Source organism: Bordetella genomosp. 7 (assembly GCF_002261265.1).
Lineage (GTDB): Bacteria > Pseudomonadota > Gammaproteobacteria > Burkholderiales > Burkholderiaceae_B > Bordetella_A.
Genome location: NZ_NEVK01000006.1, coordinates 467,106 through 486,719, shown reverse-complemented (window position 1 = coordinate 486,719; position 19,614 = coordinate 467,106). Strand labels below are relative to the sequence as shown.

The window sequence follows — 19,614 nt, the reverse complement described above, 5'->3', positions numbered from 1 at the left end:
ACTCCCATGTCCGCGCTCAAGGGCATCAAAGTCCTCGAACTCGGCACGCTGATCGCCGGGCCCTTCGCGGCCCGCATGCTGGGCGAATTCGGCGCCGAAGTCATCAAGGTCGAAACCCCGCACGGCCCCGATGGCACGGGCGGAGGCGACCCCATCCGCAGCTGGCGCCACCTGCACGAAGGCAACTCGCTTTGGTGGACGGTGCAGGCGCGCAACAAGAAGTCCATCGCGCTGAACCTGAAAGACCCGCGGGGCCGCGAGATCGCCCGTCGCCTCGCGCTCGATGCGGACATCGTGATCGAGAACTATCGTCCCGGCGTGCTTGAAAAGTGGGGGCTGGGGTACGAACAGCTGCGCCAGGTCAATCCCGCGCTCATCATGGTGCGCCTGTCGGGCTACGGGCAGACGGGCCCCATGCGCGACGCGCCGGGATTCGGCGCCATTGCCGAATCCATGGGCGGCCTGCGCTACGTTTCGGGCCACCCCGACCGCCCCCCGGTGCGGGTAGGCATCTCGGTAGGCGACTCCATCGCCGCGCTGCATGCGGTCATCGGCGCCATGATGGCCCTGCGCCATCGCGACGCCACCGGCGGCCGCTGGAACGGCAAGCCGGGCCCCGACAGCGTGGCGGGGCAGGGCCAGATGGTGGATGTGGCGTTGTACGAGTCGGTATTCAACCTGATGGAAAGCCTGGTGCCCGAGTACGACGTGGCCGGCGTCGTGCGCGAACGCACCGGCGGGGCGCTGCCCGGCATCGTGCCATCCAATACCTACACTACGCGCGACGGCCAGAACGTGGTCATCGCGGGCAATGGCGACGCCATCTTCAACCGCCTGATGCGCGCCATCGGCCGCGACGACCTGGCCAACGACCCGCAATTGGCGCGCAACGACGGCCGCGCCCGCCGGGTCGAAGAAATCGATGGCGCCATCCAGGCCTGGTGCGGCACCCGTACCATCGACCAGGCGCTCGAGGTCATGCGCGCGGCCGATGTGCCGGTGGGCAAGATCTACAGCGTCGCCGACATGTTCGCCGACCCGCAGTTCATCGCCCGGGGCATGATAGAGCAGCATCGCTTTCCCGACGGCAGCCCGGTCAAGCTGCCGGCCGTCGTGCCACGGCTGTCCGAGACGCCGGGAGGCACGCGCTGGCTGGGCCCGCGCCTAGGGGAACATACTGAAGAAGTCCTGAAATCGCTGGAGTATGATGCAGCGGCAATCGTTGAACTGGCCCAGGCCGGCGCCATAGGCCTGCCCCCGCAGCCAGCTTCGCCGGCCGGCGCTTGCCGCCAGCCACAAGACGGCCTGCCTGGCCGCACCACATAAACAGGCCGCCCGAGCGGCAAAGGAGACCCCCAATGTCAGTCACTCGTCGTGATTTGCTCAAGCTGGCCGGAGCCGCCGGCGCCCTGGGCGTGGCGCCGGCCATCGTGCGGGCGCAGCAGCTGGAAAAGAAAAGTGTGCAGATCGCCGTGGGCGGCAAGCCGCTCATCTATTACCTGCCGCTTACCATCGCCGAGATCAAGGGCTACTTCAAGGACGAGGGGCTGGATGTCCGCATCGCCGACTTCGCCGGGGGCTCCAAGGCATTGCAGGCTGTCGTGGGCGGCAGCGCCGACGTGGTGTCCGGCGCCTTCGAGCACACGCTGCACATGCAATCCAAGGGCCAGATGTACCGCTCGTTCGTGCTGCAGGGCCGCGCGCCCATGATCGGCTTCGGCGTGTCCAAGAAAAACATGCCCGACTACAAGGGGCCGGCCGATCTCAAGGGCAAGAAAATCGGCGTCACCGCGCCGGGCTCGTCCACCAACATGGTGGTCAGCTTCTTCCTTGCCAAGCATGGCCTCAAAGACAGCGACGTCTCGATCATCGGCGTGGGCGCGGGCGCCGGCGCGGTCACGGCGCTGCGCAGCGGCCAGATCGACGCCATCTCGAATACCGACCCCGTGGTTTCCATGCTGGAAATGCCGGGCGACATCCAGGTCATCGTCGACACGCGCACCCTGAAAGACACGAAGGAAATCTTCGGCGGCAACATGCCGGCGGGCAGCCTGTATGCGCCGCAGGCCTTTATCGACGCCAATCCCAACACCGTGCAGGCGCTTACCAATGCCATCGTGCGCGCCGACAAGTGGATCCAGCAGGCCGGCGCCGAAGAAATCGCCAAGACTGTGCCCACCCAGTACCTGCTGGGCGAGCCCGCTGTATACAAGGCCGCGCTCGAAAAGAGCATGGAGGGCCTGTCGCCCGACGGGGTCTTCCCCGAAGACGGCGCCGCCACGGCCACGCGAGCGCTCGCGGCCTATGTAAAGGGCTTCGACGCGTCCAAGATCGACCCATCCAAGGCGTGGACCAACGAGTTCACGCGCCGTGCCAACGAGAAGTATCCCAATGGCTGAAGCCGCGCTCGCGCTCGACCGCATCACGTGTACCTTTGTGTCCCGCGACGGCGGCGGCCGCTACACCGCCGTCCAGGACACCAGCCTGGCCATCGCCCCCGGCGAATTCGTGTCGGTCGTGGGGCCCACGGGTTGCGGCAAATCCACGTTGCTCAACGTGGGGGCCGGCCTGTTGGCGCCCTCGTCCGGCCAGGTCAAGGTGTTTGGCCAGCCGCTGGCGGGGATCAATTCCCGCGCGGGCTATATGTTCCAGGGCGAAGCGCTGCTGCCCTGGCGCAGCGCTCTCGAAAACGTCATTGCCGGCCTGCAGTTCGCGGGGCAGCCGCGCGCCGAATCGATCGAGCGCGGCCGCGAATGGATGCGGCGGGTAGGCCTGGGCGGCTTCGAAGACCGCTACCCCCACCAGATGTCCGGCGGCATGCGCAAGCGCACCATGCTTGCGCAGACGCTCATCCGCGACCCCGACATCATCCTCATGGATGAGCCTTTTTCTGCGCTCGATATCCAGACGCGCCAGCTGATGGAAAACGAAGTGCTCGAACTCTGGATGGCCAAGCGCAAGGCGGTGCTGTTCATTACGCACGACCTGGACGAGGCCATCGCCATGAGCGACCGCGTGGTGGTGCTGTCGGCCGGGCCCGCCACCCATCCTATCGGCGAGTTCGCCATCGACTTGCCGCGCCCCCGCGATGTGGCCGAAGTGCGCACCCATCCGCGCTTCGTGGAACTGCATGCGGCCATATGGGCGGTGCTGCGCGAAGAAGTGCTCAAGGGCTATGCCCAGCAGAAGCGTGCCTGATGTGGCGGTGACGCGTGCCCGGGGTCGGGCGCGCCGCAATGGAATACAGATATGAAGATCAAAACTGGTTCGGCCAGCCTGCGATTCTGGCAGGTACTGTTGCTGGTGGTCATCCTGGTCATCTGGCATGTGGTCACCCTGGACCCGAAAATCGCCTTCTTCTTCGGTCAGCCGCTCGAAGTCTGGGGCCGCATCTGGGCGTGGTTCGTCACCAACGGCGATATCTACCGCCACCTCTGGGTGACCCTCTCGGAGACCGTGCTGGCGTTTTTCATCGGCACCATCGCCGGACTGGGTTTTGGCCTGTGGCTGGGGCTGTCGACCACCGCCAGCGCCATTCTCGACCCCTACATCAAGGCGGCCAATTCCATGCCGCGCGTGATTCTCGCGCCGATCTTCGGCATGTGGTTCGGGCTGGGCATCTGGTCCAAGGTGGCCCTGGCCGTCACGCTGGTGTTCTTCATCGTTTTCTTCAACGTTTACCAGGGGGTGCGCGAAGTCAGCCCCACATTGCTCGACAATGCGCGCATGCTGGGCGCGGGGCGGCGGCAATTGCTGCGCCACGTGTACCTGCCCTCGGCCACCAGCTGGGTGTTTTCCAGCCTGCACACTTCCGTGGGCCTGGCATTCGTGGGCGCCGTGGTGGGCGAATACCTGGGGTCGGCCAGCGGCGTCGGCTACCTGATCCTGCAGGCCGAGGGCACCTTCGACGTCAATACGGTGTTTGCCGGCATCGTGGTGCTGACGGCATTTGCCCTGGTGCTGGACTACCTCGTCGGCCTGGGCGAAAAACGATTGATGAAATGGCAGCCCAAATCGGGCGAAACTGAAAAAATCTGAACCCCGCGCGGCCCGACCGGGCCGCGCTTTATTCCGGAGTCCCTCGCATGGCGCGCCTGCCTTATGCCGATTTGAACCATCCCGAAGCCAAGCCCCTGGTCGAGCGCATCGTCGCCGAGCGCGGCAGCGTGCTGCACCTGTACCAGATGCTGCTGCACAGCCCGGCCGTGGCGGGCGGCTGGCTGAACTACCTGACGTCCATCCGCCAGCTCAGCACGCTGCCCGGCGACCTGCGCGAACTCGTGATCATGCGCGTGGCCGCCATCAACGGCGCGCCGTACGAGGCCGACCAGCATGCGCCCATCGCCCTGCAAGAAGGCGTCACCCAGGCTCAGCTCGATGCGTTGCCGCAGTGGGAAGCCTCGGATCTGTTCAGCGAGCGCGAGCGCGCGGTGCTGGCCTACACCGACGCCATGACACGGCACGTGCAGGTCCCCCAGCCGGTCTTCGACGCCGCCCGCCAGGCCATGGGCTCCGACAAGCTGATGGTCGAACTGACCGCCACCGTGGCCGCTTACAACATGGTTTCGCGCTTCCTGGAAGCGCTGCAGGTGCATTCGCACGACGAGCGCTGACGCGCCCCGCGCCCGGCCCCGTGCCGGCCGGGCGTCCGGTACGCTCAGGCCGCGGGGCCGCCCAGCATGGCGTCCAGCTTCAGCGCGTCGGCGGAAAACAGCCGGATGCCTTCGGCCAGTTTTTCGGTGGCCATGGCATTGGCGTTGAGCTCGGTGCGGAACCACACTTCATCGGCGGTGCGGCGCGCGGGCACGTCGAGGTCGTCGCGGCGCGCCAGGCTGGCAGGCACGTCGCCCGGCGTGCTGTCCAGTTCGGCCAGCAGTTCGGGGCTGATGGTCAGCAGGTCGCAGCCGGCCAGCGCCCGGATCTGCCCGGCATTGCGAAAGCTCGCGCCCATGATTTCGGTGGTGATGCCGTGGCGCTTGTAATAGTGGAAGATCTCGGTCACCGAGCGCACGCCGGGGTCATTGGGGCCGGCGTGGTCGGCCTCGATCCAATCGGCTCCGGCCGCCTTCTTGTACCAGTCGTAGATCCGGCCGACAAAGGGCGAGATCAGCTGCACGCCGGCGTCGGCGCATGCCACCGCCTGCGGCAGCGAGAACAGCAGCGTCAGGTTGCAGCGGATGCCGTCGGCCTGCAGGATCCGCGCCGCCTGGATGCCTTCCCACGTTGACGCCACCTTGATCAGCACGCGTTCGCGGGGTATTCCCGCGGCTTCGTACAGGGCGATCAGCCCGCGGCCGCGCTCGATCGTGGCGCGCGTATCGAACGACAGGCGCGCATCCACCTCGGTGGACACCCGGCCCGGCACAATGCCCAGGATCTCGCGCCCGAACGCCACCAGCAGGCGGTCCGTCAGTTCGGGCAGGGGCGCGCCGCGGTGGTCGCGCACCACTTGCTCGAGCAGGGGCCGGTAGGCGTCTTTCTGCACGGCCTTCAGGATCAGCGAGGGGTTCGTGGTCGCGTCGGTGGGGCGCAGCGCGCGCATCACTTCGAAATCGCCGGTATCGGCAACAACGGTGGTATGGCGACGCAGGGCTTCAAGCTGGCTGGACATGGGCTGCAAAAACGGCAAGGGTTGGCGACAGGGCTAGGGTATCACTACAAACCCCCGGGTCGCGGCCATGAAACCTCGGCGCTCAGCCTTATTCGGCGCGGTTCCCCGGGGAAAACGGCCTTACAGAGTATAATTCCAAGGTTTAATTATCGATTCTGAAACCGGGGTTTACTGTGCTGCCGCAACTTCTTTCCGAGGGAGCCAACCGCTTCCCTCCAGCAATTCTGGCTCTGGCGGACGGTACCATTTTCCGGGGAGTGTCCATCGGTGCGCCGGGGCACACGGTCGCCGAGGTAGTGTTCAACACGGCCATGACCGGCTACCAGGAAATTCTGACCGATCCCAGCTACAACGGCCAGATCGTAACGCTTACTTACCCGCATATCGGCAACACTGGCGTCAATCCCGAAGACGTCGAAACGTCGCGCGTGCTGGCCTCCGGCCTGGTGGTGCGCGACTGCCCCGCGCGCGTTTCGAACTTCCGCGCCCGTCAGTCGTTGCCCGAATACCTGGCAGCCCAGGGCGTGGTGGCCATCTCCGACGTCGACACCCGCAAGCTTACCCGCATCCTGCGCGAGACGGGTGCGCAGGGCGCCTGCATCCTCACGGGCGATGACGCCGACCGCGCCGTCGAGCTGGCGCGCGGCTACGCCGGCATGTCCGGCGTCGACCTGGCCAAGGTGGTGTCCGTCAAGTCGCAGCAAAACTGGACGGAAGGCACCTGGCAACTGGGGCAGGGCTATGGCCAGCCCTCGCAAGACCGCTTTCACGTCGTGGCCTACGACTTCGGCGTCAAGTACAACATCCTGCGCCTGATGGCCGACCGTGGCTGCCGCATCACGCTGGTGCCGGCCCAGACGCCCGCCGAAGAAGTGCTCAAGCTCAATCCCGACGGCGTATTCCTGGCCAACGGCCCGGGCGACCCGCAGCCTTGCGACTACGCCATCGCGGCCACGCGCGTGTTCCTCGAACGCAAGCTTCCCGTGTTCGGTATCTGCCTGGGTCACCAGATCCTGGGGCTGGCCATCGGCGGCAAGACCGTCAAGATGAAAACCGGCCACCACGGGGCCAATCATCCGGTGCAAGACGTGCAGTCCCGGCGCGTGTTCATCACCAGCCAGAACCACAGTTTCGAGGTCGATGCCGCCAGCCTTCCCGCCAACGCGCGGGTCACGCACGTGTCGCTGTTCGACGGCACGCTGCAGGGCTTCGAGCTCACCGACCGCCCCGCCTTCTGCTTCCAGGGCCACCCCGAGGCCAGCCCGGGCCCGCACGACATCATCGTGCTGTTCGACAAATTCATCAGCCTGATGGCCGGCCAGAAATAATCATCGCACCATGCCCAAGCGTACAGACATAAAAAGCATCCTCATCATCGGAGCCGGCCCCATCATCATCGGGCAGGCCTGCGAGTTCGACTATTCCGGCGCCCAGGCGTGCAAGGCGCTCAAGGCCGAAGGGTTTCGCACCATCCTGGTCAACAGCAATCCGGCCACGATCATGACCGACCCGGAAACGGCGGATGTCACCTACATCGAGCCCATTACCTGGCAGGCGGTCGAAAAAATCATCGAACGCGAAAAGCCCGATGCCCTGCTGCCCACCATGGGCGGGCAAACCGCCCTGAACTGCGCGCTCGACCTCGCCCGCCACGGTGTGCTGGCCAAGCACGGCGTGGAACTCATCGGCGCGAACGAACACGCCATCGAAAAGGCCGAAGACCGCCAGAAGTTCAAGCAGGCCATGACCGACATCGGCCTGGAATCGGCCAAGTCGGGTGTTGCCCACAGCATGGACGAAGCCTGGGAAGTCCAGCGCCGCATCGCGGCCGAAACCGGCACCTCCGGGTTCCCCACGGTCATCCGGCCCAGCTTCACCATGGGCGGCTCGGGCGGCGGCATCGCCTACAACGCCGAAGAATTCGAGATCATCTGCCGTCGCGGCCTCGAAGCCTCGCCCACCAGCGAACTGCTCATCGAAGAGTCGCTGCTGGGCTGGAAAGAATTCGAGATGGAAGTCGTGCGCGACAAGGCCGACAACTGCATCATCGTGTGCTCCATCGAGAACCTCGACCCCATGGGGGTGCACACCGGCGATTCCATCACTGTCGCGCCAGCCCAGACGCTGACCGACAAGGAATACCAGATCATGCGCAACGCCTCTATCGCGGTGCTGCGTGAAATCGGCGTCGACACCGGCGGGTCAAACGTACAGTTCGCGGTCAATCCCGATAACGGCCGCATGATCGTCATCGAAATGAACCCGCGCGTGTCGCGCTCGTCGGCCCTGGCTTCCAAGGCCACCGGCTTCCCCATTGCCAAGGTCGCCGCGCGCCTGGCCGTGGGCTACACGCTCGACGAGCTGCGCAACGAGATCACCGGCGGCGCCACGCCGGCCTCGTTCGAGCCCTCCATCGACTACGTGGTCACCAAGGTGCCGCGTTTCGCCTTCGAGAAATTCCCCCAGGCCGATTCCCGCCTTACCACCCAGATGAAGTCGGTGGGCGAAGTCATGGCCATCGGCCGCACTTTCAAAGAATCGTTCCAGAAAGCCCTGCGCGGTCTTGAAGTCGGTGTCGACGGCCTGAACCAGAAAACCACCGACCGCGAAAAGCTCCAGGTCGAGCTGGGCGAACCCGGCCCCGAGCGCATCTGGTACGTGGGCGACGCCTTCGCTCAGGGGTTCACGCTCGACGAAGTCCACAACATCACCCGCATCGACCCCTGGTTCCTGGCGCAGATCAAAGAAATCGTCGACATCGAACTCGCGCTCGAACAGAAGACGCTGGCCGACCTTGACTACGCCACGCTGTGGCAGCTCAAGCGAATGGGCTTCTCCGATCGCCGCCTGGCGTTCCTGCTGGATTCCTCCGAATCCGAGATCCGCAAGCTGCGCCACCAGCTCAACGTGCGTCCCGTGTACAAGCGCGTCGATACTTGCGCGGCCGAGTTCGCCACCCGTACCGCGTACATGTATTCCACGTACGAAGACGAGTGCGAGGCGCAGCCTACCGACCGCAAGAAAATCATCGTGCTCGGCGGCGGCCCAAACCGTATCGGCCAGGGCATCGAGTTCGACTATTGCTGCGTGCACGCCGCCTTGGCCCTGCGCGACGACGGGTACGAGACCATCATGGTCAACTGCAACCCGGAAACCGTCTCCACCGACTACGACACTTCCGATCGCCTGTACTTCGAGCCGCTCACGCTCGAAGACGTGCTCGAAATCGTCCACAAAGAAAACCCCGTGGGCATGATCGTCCAGTACGGCGGCCAGACCCCGCTGAAACTGGCACGCGCGCTCGAAGCCAACGGCGTGCCCATCATCGGCACCAGCCCCGAATCCATCGACGTGGCCGAAGACCGCGAGCGCTTCCAGAAGCTGCTCAACAAGCTGGGCCTGCGCCAGCCGCCCAATCGCACGGCGCGCACCGAGGCCGAAGCCATGTCGCACGCCGCCGACATCGGCTATCCGCTGGTGGTGCGCCCCAGCTATGTGCTGGGCGGGCGCGCCATGGAAATCGTGCACGAGCCGCAAGACCTCGAACGCTACATGCGCGAGGCCGTCAAGGTCAGCAACGATTCCCCCGTGCTGCTCGACCGCTTCCTGAACAACGCCACCGAGGTCGACGTCGATTGCCTGGCCGACGGCACAACGGTGTTCATCGGCGGCGTCATGGAACACATCGAGCAGGCCGGCGTGCACTCGGGCGACTCCGCCTGCAGCCTGCCGCCGTACTCGCTGTCCGACGAAGTCATCGCCGAGATCAAGCGCCAGACCACCATGATGGCCCGCGCGCTCAACGTCAGCGGCCTGATGAACGTGCAGTTCGCCATCCAGGATGGCGAAGTCTATGTGCTGGAGGTCAATCCGCGCGCCTCGCGTACCGTGCCTTACGTGTCCAAGGCCACGGGCCTGCAGCTGGCCAAGATCGCCGCGCGCGTAATGGCAGGCCGCACCCTGGCCGACCAGGGCATCACGCGTGAAGTGGTGCCGCCTTACTTCTCGGTCAAAGAAGCCGTGTTCCCGTTCGTGAAGTTCCCGGGCGTCGACACTATCCTCGGTCCCGAAATGAAGTCCACCGGCGAAGTCATGGGCGTGGGCACGAGCTTCGGCGAAGCCTTCGTCAAGTCGCAGCTGGCCGCGGGCGTGAGCCTGCCCGAGAACGGCACCGCCTTCATCAGCGTCAAAGACCAGGACAAGGCCCGTGCCGTCGGCGTGGCGCGCGGTCTGCACAACCTGGGCTTCAAGCTGGTGGCCACGCGCGGCACCGCGGGCCAGATCGAGGCAGCCGGCATCCCCGTGCAAGTGGTGAACAAAGTCACCGAAGGCCGCCCGCACATCGTTGACATGGTCAAGAACGGCGAGATCTCGCTGGTGGTCAACACCGTCGAAGAGCGCCGCAACGCCATCGCCGATTCGCGCACGATCCGTACGCAGGCGCTGGCCAACCGCGTCACGTTCTTCACGACCATCGCCGGCGCGTGCGCCGCGGTCGAGGGCATGCAATACCTGCGCCAGGGCCTGGGCCTGCAGGTGTACCCGCTGCAAGAACTGCACGCCAGTCTCGCGCAGCAATAAGCATCCCGCCTGCCTGGCGCTTGCCGTAAACGGGCCCTTCGGGGCCCGTTTTCATGGCCGGCCACCTTGCCGATCGCGTAGACGCGCGCCACCCGAGTCCCTATCATGCAAGTCCCGCATACGCCGCGCCGCTACCTGCTGCCATGACCTCTGTTTTTATTACCGGTGCTTCCAGCGGCCTGGGCCGCGCCCTGGCCGAACGCTACGCCCACGCCGGCGCGCGGCTGGGCCTGGTGGCGCGCCGCGGTGAATTGCTGGGCCAGCTGGCCGCCTCCTTGCCGGGGCAGCACCATTGCTATGCGCTGGATGTGCGAGACCGCGCCGCCCTGCATGCCGCCGCCGCGGATTTCCTGGCCCGTAGCCAGGGCAGGGTAGACGTGGTCATCGCCAGCGCCGGCATCAGCGCGGGCACACTTACCGAGCACGCCGAAGACTTCGACGTGTTCAAGGCCATCGTCGACACCAATCTGTTGGCCACGGTTGCCACGTTCGAGCCTTTCGTCGAGCCCATGCGGCGGGCGGGAGCAGGGCGCCTGGTGGGCATCGCCAGCGTAGCCGGGGTCCGCGGCCTGCCCGGTGCGGGCGCCTACAGCGCGTCCAAGTCGGCGGTGGCCACCTACTGCGAAAGTCTGCGCGTGGAACTGGCCGGCGCCGGAGTCAAGGTGGTGACGATCGCGCCGGGCTATATCAAGACGGCAATGACGGCGCAGAACCCGTATTCCATGCCTTTCCTGATGGACGCTGACAAGTTCGCCGCTCGCGCCCGGACAGCCATCGAACGCGGCGTTTCGTATACCGTGATTCCGTGGCAAATGGGGGTCGTGGCGCGCCTGATGCGGCTGCTGCCCAACGCGGTCTACGACCGCGCCGCGCGCAACGCTCCCCGCAAGCCGCGGCGGTAATTGCCTGGTCCGTTCCCGGTCTGGACTGATCCTGGCCGGACATGGCGGCAGCCGAACTGCGGCGAGCCTTTGTCCGAGGGGCTAGCCGGGGGCGGCCATTTGAAGAGAGGGCAGCCTGCGAAGCAGGCCGAGGGTGCCTGTATGCACCCGAGCCGAACGACTTGGACGCCCCCGGCTTGCCCCTCGGACAGAGGCGCTCAAGAACCAGCAACCGCCCGACTACCGCATATACCGCTAGTAAAACGGCAGCTTGATTTCCCGCACGCGCCCACCTGTTCAACCCGCCCGGGCATCACCGTATTGCGGCCAGCCTCGCCGCCCCCTACACTTCGCCCCGCCCATCAATCATTCCTGGATACACAAGAGATCCTATGCCCAACTCCTATTTCCCGCGCTGGAAGCTGGTCGACGATTCGACACCCGGCGCCATCATCGCGCCCGACGAACGCCTGTCGGGGCCCAAGAGCATCGCCATGGGCGCACAGCACGTCGTGGCCATGTTCGGCTCCACCGTCCTGGCGCCCCTCATCATGGGCTTCGATCCCAACGTCGCCATCCTGATGTCCGGCATCGGCACGCTGATTTTCTTTCTGTTCGTCGGCGGCCGCGTGCCCAGCTACCTGGGGTCGAGTTTCGCCTTCATCGGCGGGGTCGTGGCCGTTACAGGGTATGCCGGCTCCGGCCCCAACCTGAACATGGGCGTCGCGCTGGGCGCCATCATTGCCTGCGGCCTGGCCTATACCCTTATCGGCGTGCTGGTCTGGATCGCCAACTCGCGGTCCGGCGGCGGCGCCGACTGGATCGAAGCCCTGATGCCGCCGGTGGTCACCGGCGCCGTGGTCGCCGTCATCGGCCTGAACCTGGCGCCCATTGCGGCCAAGGGCGCCATGGGCGGGTCCACCTTCGACGCCACCATGGCCATCGTCACCATCCTGTGCGTGGGCGGCGTGGCCGTCTACACGCGCGGCACGGTGCAGCGCCTGCTCATTCTGGTGGGCCTGTTGCTGGCCTGCGTCATCTATGCCATCTGCGCCAACGGCCTGGGGCTCGGCAAGCCGATCGATTTCTCGGCCGTGGCCGCAGCGCCCTGGGTGGGCCTGCCGCAGTTCACTGCCCCCGAGTTCCGGCTCGATGCCATGGGCCTGATCGTGCCGGTGGCCGTCATCCTGGTGGCCGAGAACCTTGGGCACATCCGCGCGGTCAGCGCCATGACCGGCCAGAACCTCGACCGCTACCTGGGCCGCGCCTTCGTGGGCGACGGGGTGGCCACCATGGTGTCCGGCGCCGTGGGCGGCACCGGCGTCACCACCTATGCCGAGAACATCGGCGTCATGGCCGTCACGCGCATCTACTCCACGCTGGTCTTCGTGGTGGCGGCGCTCATCGCCATTGTGCTGGGGTTCTCGCCCAAGTTCGGCGCCCTGATCCAGACGATACCCGGCCCCGTGCTGGGCGGCATGTCGGTGGTGGTGTTCGGTCTTATCGCCGTGGCCGGCGCGCGCATCTGGGTGGTCAACCAGGTGGACTTCAGCGACAACCGCAACCTTATTGTTGCCGCCGTCACGCTGGTGCTGGGCGCGGGCGATTTCACGCTCAAGCTGGGCGACTTCATGCTGGCCGGCATCGGCACGGCCACCTTCGGCGCCATTATCCTGTACGCCCTGCTGCAGCGTAGTGGCCGCCGGGTCATCTGAAAGCCAATCCGAAAACGACGGCGCTGCCAACTTGCGCCGTACTGCATTTAACTGCGATCAACGTGGCGTTTTCCGGATGGCTTGCAATTCCTGCGAATTTTGACCACAATGAAGCTTGTTTGCCCCGGTTCTGACCCGAGCCGGGGTTTTGTTTTGGTCGCAGCCTTGCCGGTGCACGGGCACAGGCCGATCAGAGCGGATGGTCGGGAACCACGGATATCGGGTCCGGCTTCGTTCCCGCCTGTTCGACCCTAAGCACGTAACACCGGCTTGCCCCCATCCGGGCAGCGCAAGCATCACAACTGCGACCTTTTACCGAAACGCTCCATTCGGGGCGTTTTCTACTTTTTGTTTGGGAAACGACATGTCTGCCATTCCTTTGACCGCGCGTGGGGCCGAGCGCTTGCAAGCCGAATTGCATCGGCTGAAAACCGTCGAGCGTCCCGCAGTGATCAACGCCATCGCCGAGGCTCGTGCCCAGGGCGATCTGTCGGAAAACGCCGAATACGATGCCGCCCGCGAACGCCAGGGCTTCATCGAGGGGCGCATTGCCGAGCTCGAGGGCACGCTTTCCAACGCGCACATCATCGATCCGGCTTCCCTGGATGCCGAAGGCCGCGCCGTGTTCGGTGCCACGGTCGAAATCGAAGACCTGGATTCGGGCGACCGCCTGTCATACCAGATCGTGGGCGACGTCGAAGCCGACATCAAGTCGAACCTGATCTCGGTCTCCAGCCCGGTGGCTCGCGCCCTGATCGGTAAATCCGTGGGCGACGTCGTCGAAGTCAAGGCGCCGTCCGGCGTGCGCGAGTACGAAGTCCTGGGCGTCCGTTACATCTGAACCGACGCCGTCGCCCCCCGGGAACCAACGATGCCGCTACGCCTGCCCCCTGTCCTGGTCCGCCCGACCACGGCCTTGCGGTGCGGTCCGCTGCGCAGCATCGGCGCGCTGTGCGCGCCGGCCTTGTCTTGCGCGATGCAAGCCGCCAATGCGGCCAGGGTCGTTGCCTTGCTGTTCCGGGCGCTCGTCTCGTACGGGCTGGGGGGCGCGGTATTTATCATTCTTCACCGCCTGGCGCATGGCCGGGCGATGGTGGCCCCCGGGCGCCGCACCGTGCCGGATGGGCCGGTGGGCGCATGCCAGGGGCAGTGTGCGTCTGGCGCTTCGGGCGCCGCACGGCCGCGCATGGGCCGTTGCAGTGCGCAAGTCATGGCTGCCGCTGCCGCGGTCTAGCGGCGCAGCCTGGCCCACGCTTTTTTATCTTTTGGTAGTCTTGCCAGCCCGGCGCCCCGTGGCGGCGGCCCGACCGGTGCGCGCACCGGCGCGCAGGCTCAGGGCGCTGCCGGCGCGTCGCGGGATGCCGTGCGCCGCTGGCGTGGTTTTGCGGGTGCTGGGACGCTCGGGGCGGCCTGCCTGGTTCAGGGCAACCCGGGCAGGCTTGGCCGGCTCGGCTGCCGCCTTGCGCGCGGCGGCCGGGCGGGGTTTCTTGGCCAGGCTCTTGCCTTCGGCGGCCATTTTCTTGGGCGTGTATGGCTCGGACGGCTTGCGGCGCGCCGGCGTGCTTTCTGCCTGAGGGGCCACGTTGCCCGGCAACGGGCGGAACAGGATCAGGATTTTGCCCAGGTGATGCACCGGGGCGCACGACAGGGTGTCGCAGATATTCGCCAGCATGGCGTCGCGCTCGTCGCGGTCGTTGCCGCCGGCGCGTACCTTGATCAGCCCGTGTGACGTCAGGGCGCGGTCGATTTCTTTCAAGACCGCGTCGGTCAGCCCGTTGTCGCCGATCAGGACGACCGGGCGCAACGGATGGGCGGCCGAGCGCAAATCGCTGCGCTCGCGAGAGGTGAGTTCTAATATAGGCATGCTCGGAATTGTACGGTAATGGCCAAAAAGAAATTCTCTAAAGACTGGATCAACCAGCACATCAACGATCCCTATGTGAAGATGGCGCAACAGAAGGGCTATCGCGCCCGCGCCGCGTTCAAGCTGATCGAGATCGTCGACACCGAAAAACTGCTGCGCCGCGGCGATGTCGTGGTCGACCTGGGCTCGGCCCCAGGCAGCTGGTCGCAAGTGGCGCGCGAACGCCTGGCCGGCCCCGGCGGCGTGGTGGATGGGCGCATCATCGCCCTGGACCTGCTGCCCATGGAGCCGGTGGCCGGGGTGGAATTCATCCAGGGCGACTTCCGCGATGACGCGGTTTTGCAACAGTTGCAAGAATTGGTGGGCGACCAGGCGGTCGACCTTGTCATTTCGGACATGGCCCCCAACTTATCGGGCGTGGGCGTCGCGGATTCTGCTCGTATCCAGCATGTATGCGAACTGGCCCTGGAGTTTGCCTGCAACCACCTCAAGCCCGACGGGGCGCTGATTGTCAAAGCCTTCCACGGCAGCGGGTTCTCCCAGATCGTGCAGGCCTACAAGCAGCGCTTCAAGCGCGTCGTCGAGCGCAAGCCCAAGGCGTCGCGGGATAAATCTTCCGAAACCTTCCTGGTCGCGCGCGATTTGAAGTAGGCGGCCAGCCACGCCGGGCTTCGCCGCCCGGCATACCCGAATTCGCCCCTGTCAGGCACGGCGCGCGTCAAGGTTCCAACATGTATCAGCGCCGCTCCTGGCGCCAGACGGAACCGGTCCCGACAGGGTAGAATGAGCTATTGACATACTTGTGACTGTGCCATATGAGCGGGGCGGTCGCCGGTCGGAATCGAAAGCAGGAGATCGACCTTGAATAATTCATTTTCCAAAGTCGCGGTCTGGATGGTGATCGCGCTCGTCCTGTTTACGGTGTTCAAACAGTTTGACGGGCGGGCCCAGACGCAGGACGGCGTCAGCTACACCCAGTTCATGGATGACGCCAAGGCAGGGCGCATCCGCAAGGTCGACGTGCAGGGCGACGTGCTTTATGTCACGCCTGACACCGGCCGCGCCTATACGCTGACCTCGCCGGGCGACCTCTGGATGGTTTCGGATCTGCTCAAGTACGGCGTGGACGTCTCGGGCAAGGCGCGCGAAGAGCCGTCGCTGCTCATGAGCATCTTCGTTTCGTGGTTCCCCATGCTGCTGCTGATCGGCGTGTGGGTGTTCTTCATGCGCCAGATGCAGGGCGGCGGACGCGGCGGTGCGTTCAGCTTCGGCAAGTCGCGCGCGCGCATGCTCGACGAAAACACCAACCAGGTAACCTTCGCCGATGTGGCCGGCTGCGATGAAGCCAAGGAAGACGTCCAGGAACTGGTCGATTTTCTGCGCGACCCCAGCAAGTTCCAGAAGCTCGGCGGCCGCATTCCGCGCGGCGTGCTGATGGTGGGCTCGCCCGGTACCGGCAAGACGCTGCTGGCCAAGGCCATCGCGGGCGAGGCCAAGGTGCCGTTCTTCAGCATTTCCGGTTCGGACTTTGTTGAAATGTTCGTGGGCGTGGGTGCGGCCCGCGTGCGCGACATGTTCGAAAACGCCAAGAAGCACGCCCCGTGCATCATCTTCATCGATGAAATCGACGCCGTGGGCCGCCAGCGTGGCGCCGGGCTGGGCGGCGGCAACGACGAACGCGAACAGACCCTGAACCAGATGCTGGTCGAGATGGACGGTTTTGAATCCGGCCAGGGCGTTATCGTCATCGCCGCCACCAACCGCCCCGACGTGCTCGACCCGGCGCTGCTGCGCCCGGGCCGCTTCGACCGCCAGGTCGTGGTGCCGTTGCCCGACATCCGCGGGCGCGAACAGATTCTGCGCGTGCACATGCGCAAGGTGCCGTTGTCGCCCAACGTCGATGCCACCATCCTGGCGCGCGGCTGCCCCGGCTTCTCGGGCGCCGACCTCGCCAACCTGGTCAACGAGGCGGCGCTGTTCGCCGCGCGCCGCAACGGGCGCACCGTCGACATGTCCGACTTCGAAAAGGCCAAGGACAAGATCATCATGGGCGCCGAGCGCCGCTCGATCGTCATGCCCGAAGAAGAGCGCAAGAACACGGCCTACCACGAGTCCGGGCACGCGATCGTGGCCAAGATGCTGCCCAAGACCGACCCGGTGCACAAGGTCACCATCATCCCGCGCGGCCGCGCGCTGGGGGTGACCATGCAGTTGCCCGAGAACGACCGCTACAGCATGGACAAAGAGCGTCTGCTCAACACCATCGCGGTGCTGTTCGGCGGCCGTATCGCCGAAGAGATATTCATGAACCAGATGACCACCGGCGCCTCGAACGACTTCGAACGCGCCACGGCCATCGCGCGCGACATCGTCACCCGCTACGGCATGAGCGATCTTGGCCCCATGGTGTACGCCGAGAACGAAGGCGAAGTCTTCCTGGGGCGCAGCGTCACCAAGACCACGCATATGTCCGAGGCGACCATGCAGAAGGTCGACGCCGAAATCCGGCGCATCATCGACGAGCAATACATGGTGGCACGCAAGATCCTCGAGGAAAACCGCGAAATGGTCGAAGCCATGACGCGTGCACTGCTCGAATGGGAAACCATCGACGCCGACCAGATCAACGACATCACGTCGGGCCGCCCGCCGCGTCCTCCCAAGACGCCCGAAAGCACCCCCGACTCGCCCGATACCCCGCCCACCGGCCTGGCCACGGGCGGCAGCGGCACTCCCGCGGCGGTCTGATCACGCCGGTCGTCCTTCATGGCCAACACCTTTTTGTGCGGGCGCTACGAGTTTGATCTCGAGCGCCCGCTCGTGATGGGCATCGTCAACATCACGCCCGATTCCTTTTCCGACGGCGGCCAGCATGCCGATGCCGATGCGGCCATTGCGCACGCCCGCGCCCTGATCGTCGAGGGCGCGCATATCCTGGACCTGGGCGGCGAGTCCACCCGGCCGGGGGCCGCGCCGGTGCCGGCTTCGGAAGAACTGGCCCGCCTGCTGCCCGTGATCGAGGCCTTGCGCGATTGTGGCGTGCCTTTGTCGGTCGATACCTTCAAGCCCGACGTCATGCGCGCCGTGCTGGATGCGGGCGCCGACATGATCAACGACATCTACGGGTTCCGCCAGCCCGGCGCCATCGAAGCCGTGGCGCCCACGCGCTGCGGTTTGTGCGTGATGCACATGAAAGGCGAACCGGGCACCATGCAACAGGCGCCCGAATACACCGACCTGCTGGGCGAGATCGGCGTGTTCCTGGGCGCGCGGGCGCAACGGCTGCGCGCCGCCTGGGTAGACCCTCGCCGCATCGTGCTGGACCCGGGTTTCGGGTTCGGCAAGACGGCCGAACACAATTTTCAACTGTTGCGCAGGTTGTCCAGCCTGCGTGTGTCCAGCTATCCCCTCTTGACCGGGTTGTCGCGCAAATCCATGATCGGCGAAGCCACCGGCAGGCCGGTATCCGATCGCCTGGCCGGCAGCATTGCCGGTGCGCTGGCGTGCGTCGCGCGCGGCGCCTCCATCGTGCGCGTGCACGACGTGGCGGCCACCATAGACGCCCTGAAGGTCTGGCAGGCGGCCGAACAAGGAGCTATACGAGCATGACGCAACGCAAGTATTTCGGCACCGATGGTGTCCGGGGCGAAGTGGGCGGCGAAGTCATCAACGCAGCCTTCGCCCTGCGCCTGGGCTACGCGGCGGGCCGTGTCCTGGCCCGCCAGCATGGCAGTCGCGGCGGCAGCCCGCAGGTTGTCATCGGCAAAGACACGCGCGTTTCGGGCTACATGCTCGAATCCGCGCTCGAGGCGGGCCTGTCGGCTGCGGGCATCGACGTGCTGTTGGCGGGCCCCGTGCCCACGCCGGCCGTGGCCTACCTGACCCGCGCCCTGCGGCTGGTGGCCGGCATTGTCATCAGCGCCTCGCACAATCCCTACCAGGACAACGGCATCAAATTCTTCTCGGCCAGCGGCATGAAGCTGCCCGACGAGATCGAGGCCGAGATCGAGGCGGCCCTGGACGAGCCGCTGGGCTGCGTGAAGTCCGAGGCGCTGGGGCGCGCGCGCCGCATGCAGGACTCCCAGGGGCGGTATATCGAGTTCTGCAAAAGCACGTTTCCCAACGATCTGGACCTCAATGGCCTGAAGCTCGTGGTAGACGCCGCGCATGGCGCGGCCTACAACGTGGCGCCTCACGTGTTCCAGGAACTGGGCGCCGAAGTGCACGCCATAGGCGTGTCGCCCGATGGCCTGAACATCAACGACGGCGTCGGCGCCTTGCATCCGGCATCGCTGGCGCAAGCCGTGCGCGAGCGCGGCGCCCACCTGGGCATCGCCCTGGACGGCGATGCCGATCGCCTGCAGATGGTCGACGGCGACGGCCGCATCTACGACGGCGACGAGTTGTTGTATGCCGTCGTACGCGAGCGCATGACGCGCGGCCCGGTGGCCGGCGTCGTGGGCACGCTCATGACCAACTACGGATTCGAACTGCAGATGCAGCGCCTGGGGGTGGGGTTCGAGCGCGCCAAGGTGGGCGACCGCTATGTGCTCGAACAGATGCAGGCCCGGGGCTGGCTCTATGGCGGCGAAAGCTCGGGCCACTTGATCTGCCTCGATTGCCACACCACTGGCGACGGTATCATCGCCGCGCTGCAGGTGCTTACGGCTCTGCGGCGCCACGACGTCACCCTGGCCGACTGGGTGGGCGACCTGCGCATGTATCCGCAGAAGATGATCAACGTGCCGCTGGCGCCCGGAACCGACTGGTCATCGCACGCCGGGCTGGCTGCCGCCCGGCAGGCCGTCGAGGCCGAACTGGCCGGCCGCGGCCGCGTATTGATCCGCGCATCGGGTACCGAACCCAAGCTGCGGCTCATGGTCGAAGCCGAAGAGGCCGCACTGGCGGCATCCTGCGCAGAAAAGCTGGCCGCCAGCCTGGCCTGAACGCCGGTGCCGTGCC

Annotated in this window: 17 protein-coding genes; 15 read left to right on the top strand and 2 right to left on the bottom strand. The window is 65.9% G+C overall.

What is annotated here, in order from left to right; all coding sequences use genetic code 11:
* Window positions 1-6: 6 nt before the first annotated feature.
* The 5 genes from CAL19_RS13260 to CAL19_RS13240 are packed head-to-tail and all read left to right on the top strand — an operon-like array spanning window position 7 to window position 4,613.
* Window positions 7-1,326 (top strand): CaiB/BaiF CoA transferase family protein, encoded by a 1,320-nt coding sequence (locus tag CAL19_RS13260; RefSeq protein WP_094797028.1) that lies wholly within the window; start codon window positions 7-9, stop codon window positions 1,324-1,326.
* A gap of 32 nt (window positions 1,327-1,358) precedes the next feature.
* A complete protein-coding gene (locus tag CAL19_RS13255) occupies window positions 1,359-2,399 on the top strand; it encodes an ABC transporter substrate-binding protein (RefSeq protein WP_026640058.1) in 1,041 nt (346 codons plus the stop codon).
* A complete protein-coding gene (locus CAL19_RS13250; RefSeq protein ID WP_026640059.1) occupies window positions 2,392-3,198 on the top strand; it encodes an ABC transporter ATP-binding protein in 807 nt (268 codons plus the stop codon). The genes CAL19_RS13255 and CAL19_RS13250 overlap by 8 nt, the downstream gene beginning before the upstream one ends.
* A 51-nt stretch (window positions 3,199-3,249) precedes the next feature.
* The gene (locus tag CAL19_RS13245; protein ID WP_026640060.1) at window positions 3,250-4,038 is read left to right on the top strand and encodes an ABC transporter permease; all 789 of its coding nucleotides are present in this window, start codon (window positions 3,250-3,252) and stop codon (window positions 4,036-4,038) included.
* 47 nt (window positions 4,039-4,085) lie between these two features.
* Window positions 4,086-4,613 (top strand): carboxymuconolactone decarboxylase family protein, encoded by a 528-nt coding sequence (locus tag CAL19_RS13240; protein ID WP_026640061.1) that lies wholly within the window; start codon window positions 4,086-4,088, stop codon window positions 4,611-4,613.
* Window positions 4,614-4,657: 44 nt separating this feature from the next.
* Here CAL19_RS13240 and tal read toward each other — a convergent pair whose 3' ends face one another.
* Window positions 4,658-5,611: a transaldolase gene (tal, locus tag CAL19_RS13235; RefSeq protein WP_094797027.1), complete on the bottom strand. Its 954-nt coding sequence runs from the start codon at window positions 5,609-5,611 to the stop codon at window positions 4,658-4,660.
* 173 nt (window positions 5,612-5,784) lie between these two features.
* Here tal and carA point away from each other — a divergent pair, with 173 nt between their 5' ends.
* The 6 genes from carA (at window position 5,785) to CAL19_RS13205 (ending at window position 14,022) form a co-directional block, all read left to right on the top strand.
* A complete protein-coding gene (gene carA, locus CAL19_RS13230) occupies window positions 5,785-6,939 on the top strand; it encodes a glutamine-hydrolyzing carbamoyl-phosphate synthase small subunit (RefSeq protein ID WP_038852396.1) in 1,155 nt (384 codons plus the stop codon).
* Window positions 6,940-6,949: 10 nt separating this feature from the next.
* Complete coding sequence (gene carB, locus CAL19_RS13225; protein ID WP_094797026.1) at window positions 6,950-10,192, top strand: carbamoyl-phosphate synthase large subunit; 3,243 nt, start codon at window positions 6,950-6,952, stop codon at window positions 10,190-10,192.
* A 143-nt stretch (window positions 10,193-10,335) separates the two neighbouring features.
* On the top strand, window positions 10,336-11,094 hold the full coding sequence (locus CAL19_RS13220) for an SDR family oxidoreductase (protein WP_094797025.1): 759 nt from the start codon (window positions 10,336-10,338) through the stop codon (window positions 11,092-11,094).
* A gap of 371 nt (window positions 11,095-11,465) precedes the next feature.
* A complete protein-coding gene (locus CAL19_RS13215) occupies window positions 11,466-12,788 on the top strand; it encodes a solute carrier family 23 protein (protein WP_094797024.1) in 1,323 nt (440 codons plus the stop codon).
* A 364-nt stretch (window positions 12,789-13,152) separates the two neighbouring features.
* Entirely contained in the window at window positions 13,153-13,629 is a 477-nt protein-coding gene (gene greA, locus CAL19_RS13210; protein ID WP_026640067.1) for a transcription elongation factor GreA, read from the top strand.
* A 30-nt stretch (window positions 13,630-13,659) separates the two neighbouring features.
* The gene (locus CAL19_RS13205; protein ID WP_094797023.1) at window positions 13,660-14,022 is read left to right on the top strand and encodes a hypothetical protein; all 363 of its coding nucleotides are present in this window, start codon (window positions 13,660-13,662) and stop codon (window positions 14,020-14,022) included.
* Window positions 14,023-14,046: 24 nt separating this feature from the next.
* Here CAL19_RS13205 and CAL19_RS13200 read toward each other — a convergent pair whose 3' ends face one another.
* Window positions 14,047-14,652, bottom strand: a complete 606-nt coding sequence (locus CAL19_RS13200) for a YhbY family RNA-binding protein (protein WP_094797022.1) — start codon at window positions 14,650-14,652, stop codon at window positions 14,047-14,049.
* Between the two features lie 18 nt (window positions 14,653-14,670).
* On the opposite strand from CAL19_RS13200, the gene CAL19_RS13195 reads away from it, so the two are divergent.
* The 4 genes from CAL19_RS13195 to glmM all read left to right on the top strand — a co-directional run bounded on the left by CAL19_RS13195 (window position 14,671) and on the right by glmM (window position 19,598).
* Window positions 14,671-15,303 carry an RlmE family RNA methyltransferase gene (locus CAL19_RS13195; RefSeq protein ID WP_026640070.1) on the top strand — a complete coding sequence of 211 codons (633 nt, stop codon included), beginning with the start codon at window positions 14,671-14,673 and terminating at the stop codon, window positions 15,301-15,303.
* Between the two features lie 210 nt (window positions 15,304-15,513).
* Window positions 15,514-17,400: an ATP-dependent zinc metalloprotease FtsH gene (gene ftsH / locus CAL19_RS13190; RefSeq protein ID WP_094797021.1), complete on the top strand. Its 1,887-nt coding sequence runs from the start codon at window positions 15,514-15,516 to the stop codon at window positions 17,398-17,400.
* A gap of 18 nt (window positions 17,401-17,418) precedes the next feature.
* Window positions 17,419-18,261 carry a dihydropteroate synthase gene (gene folP / locus CAL19_RS13185; protein ID WP_094797020.1) on the top strand — a complete coding sequence of 281 codons (843 nt, stop codon included), beginning with the start codon at window positions 17,419-17,421 and terminating at the stop codon, window positions 18,259-18,261.
* Window positions 18,258-19,598, top strand: a complete 1,341-nt coding sequence (gene glmM / locus CAL19_RS13180) for a phosphoglucosamine mutase (RefSeq protein ID WP_026640073.1) — start codon at window positions 18,258-18,260, stop codon at window positions 19,596-19,598. Before folP ends, glmM begins: the two co-directional genes overlap by 4 nt.
* Window positions 19,599-19,614: the final 16 nt, after the last annotated feature.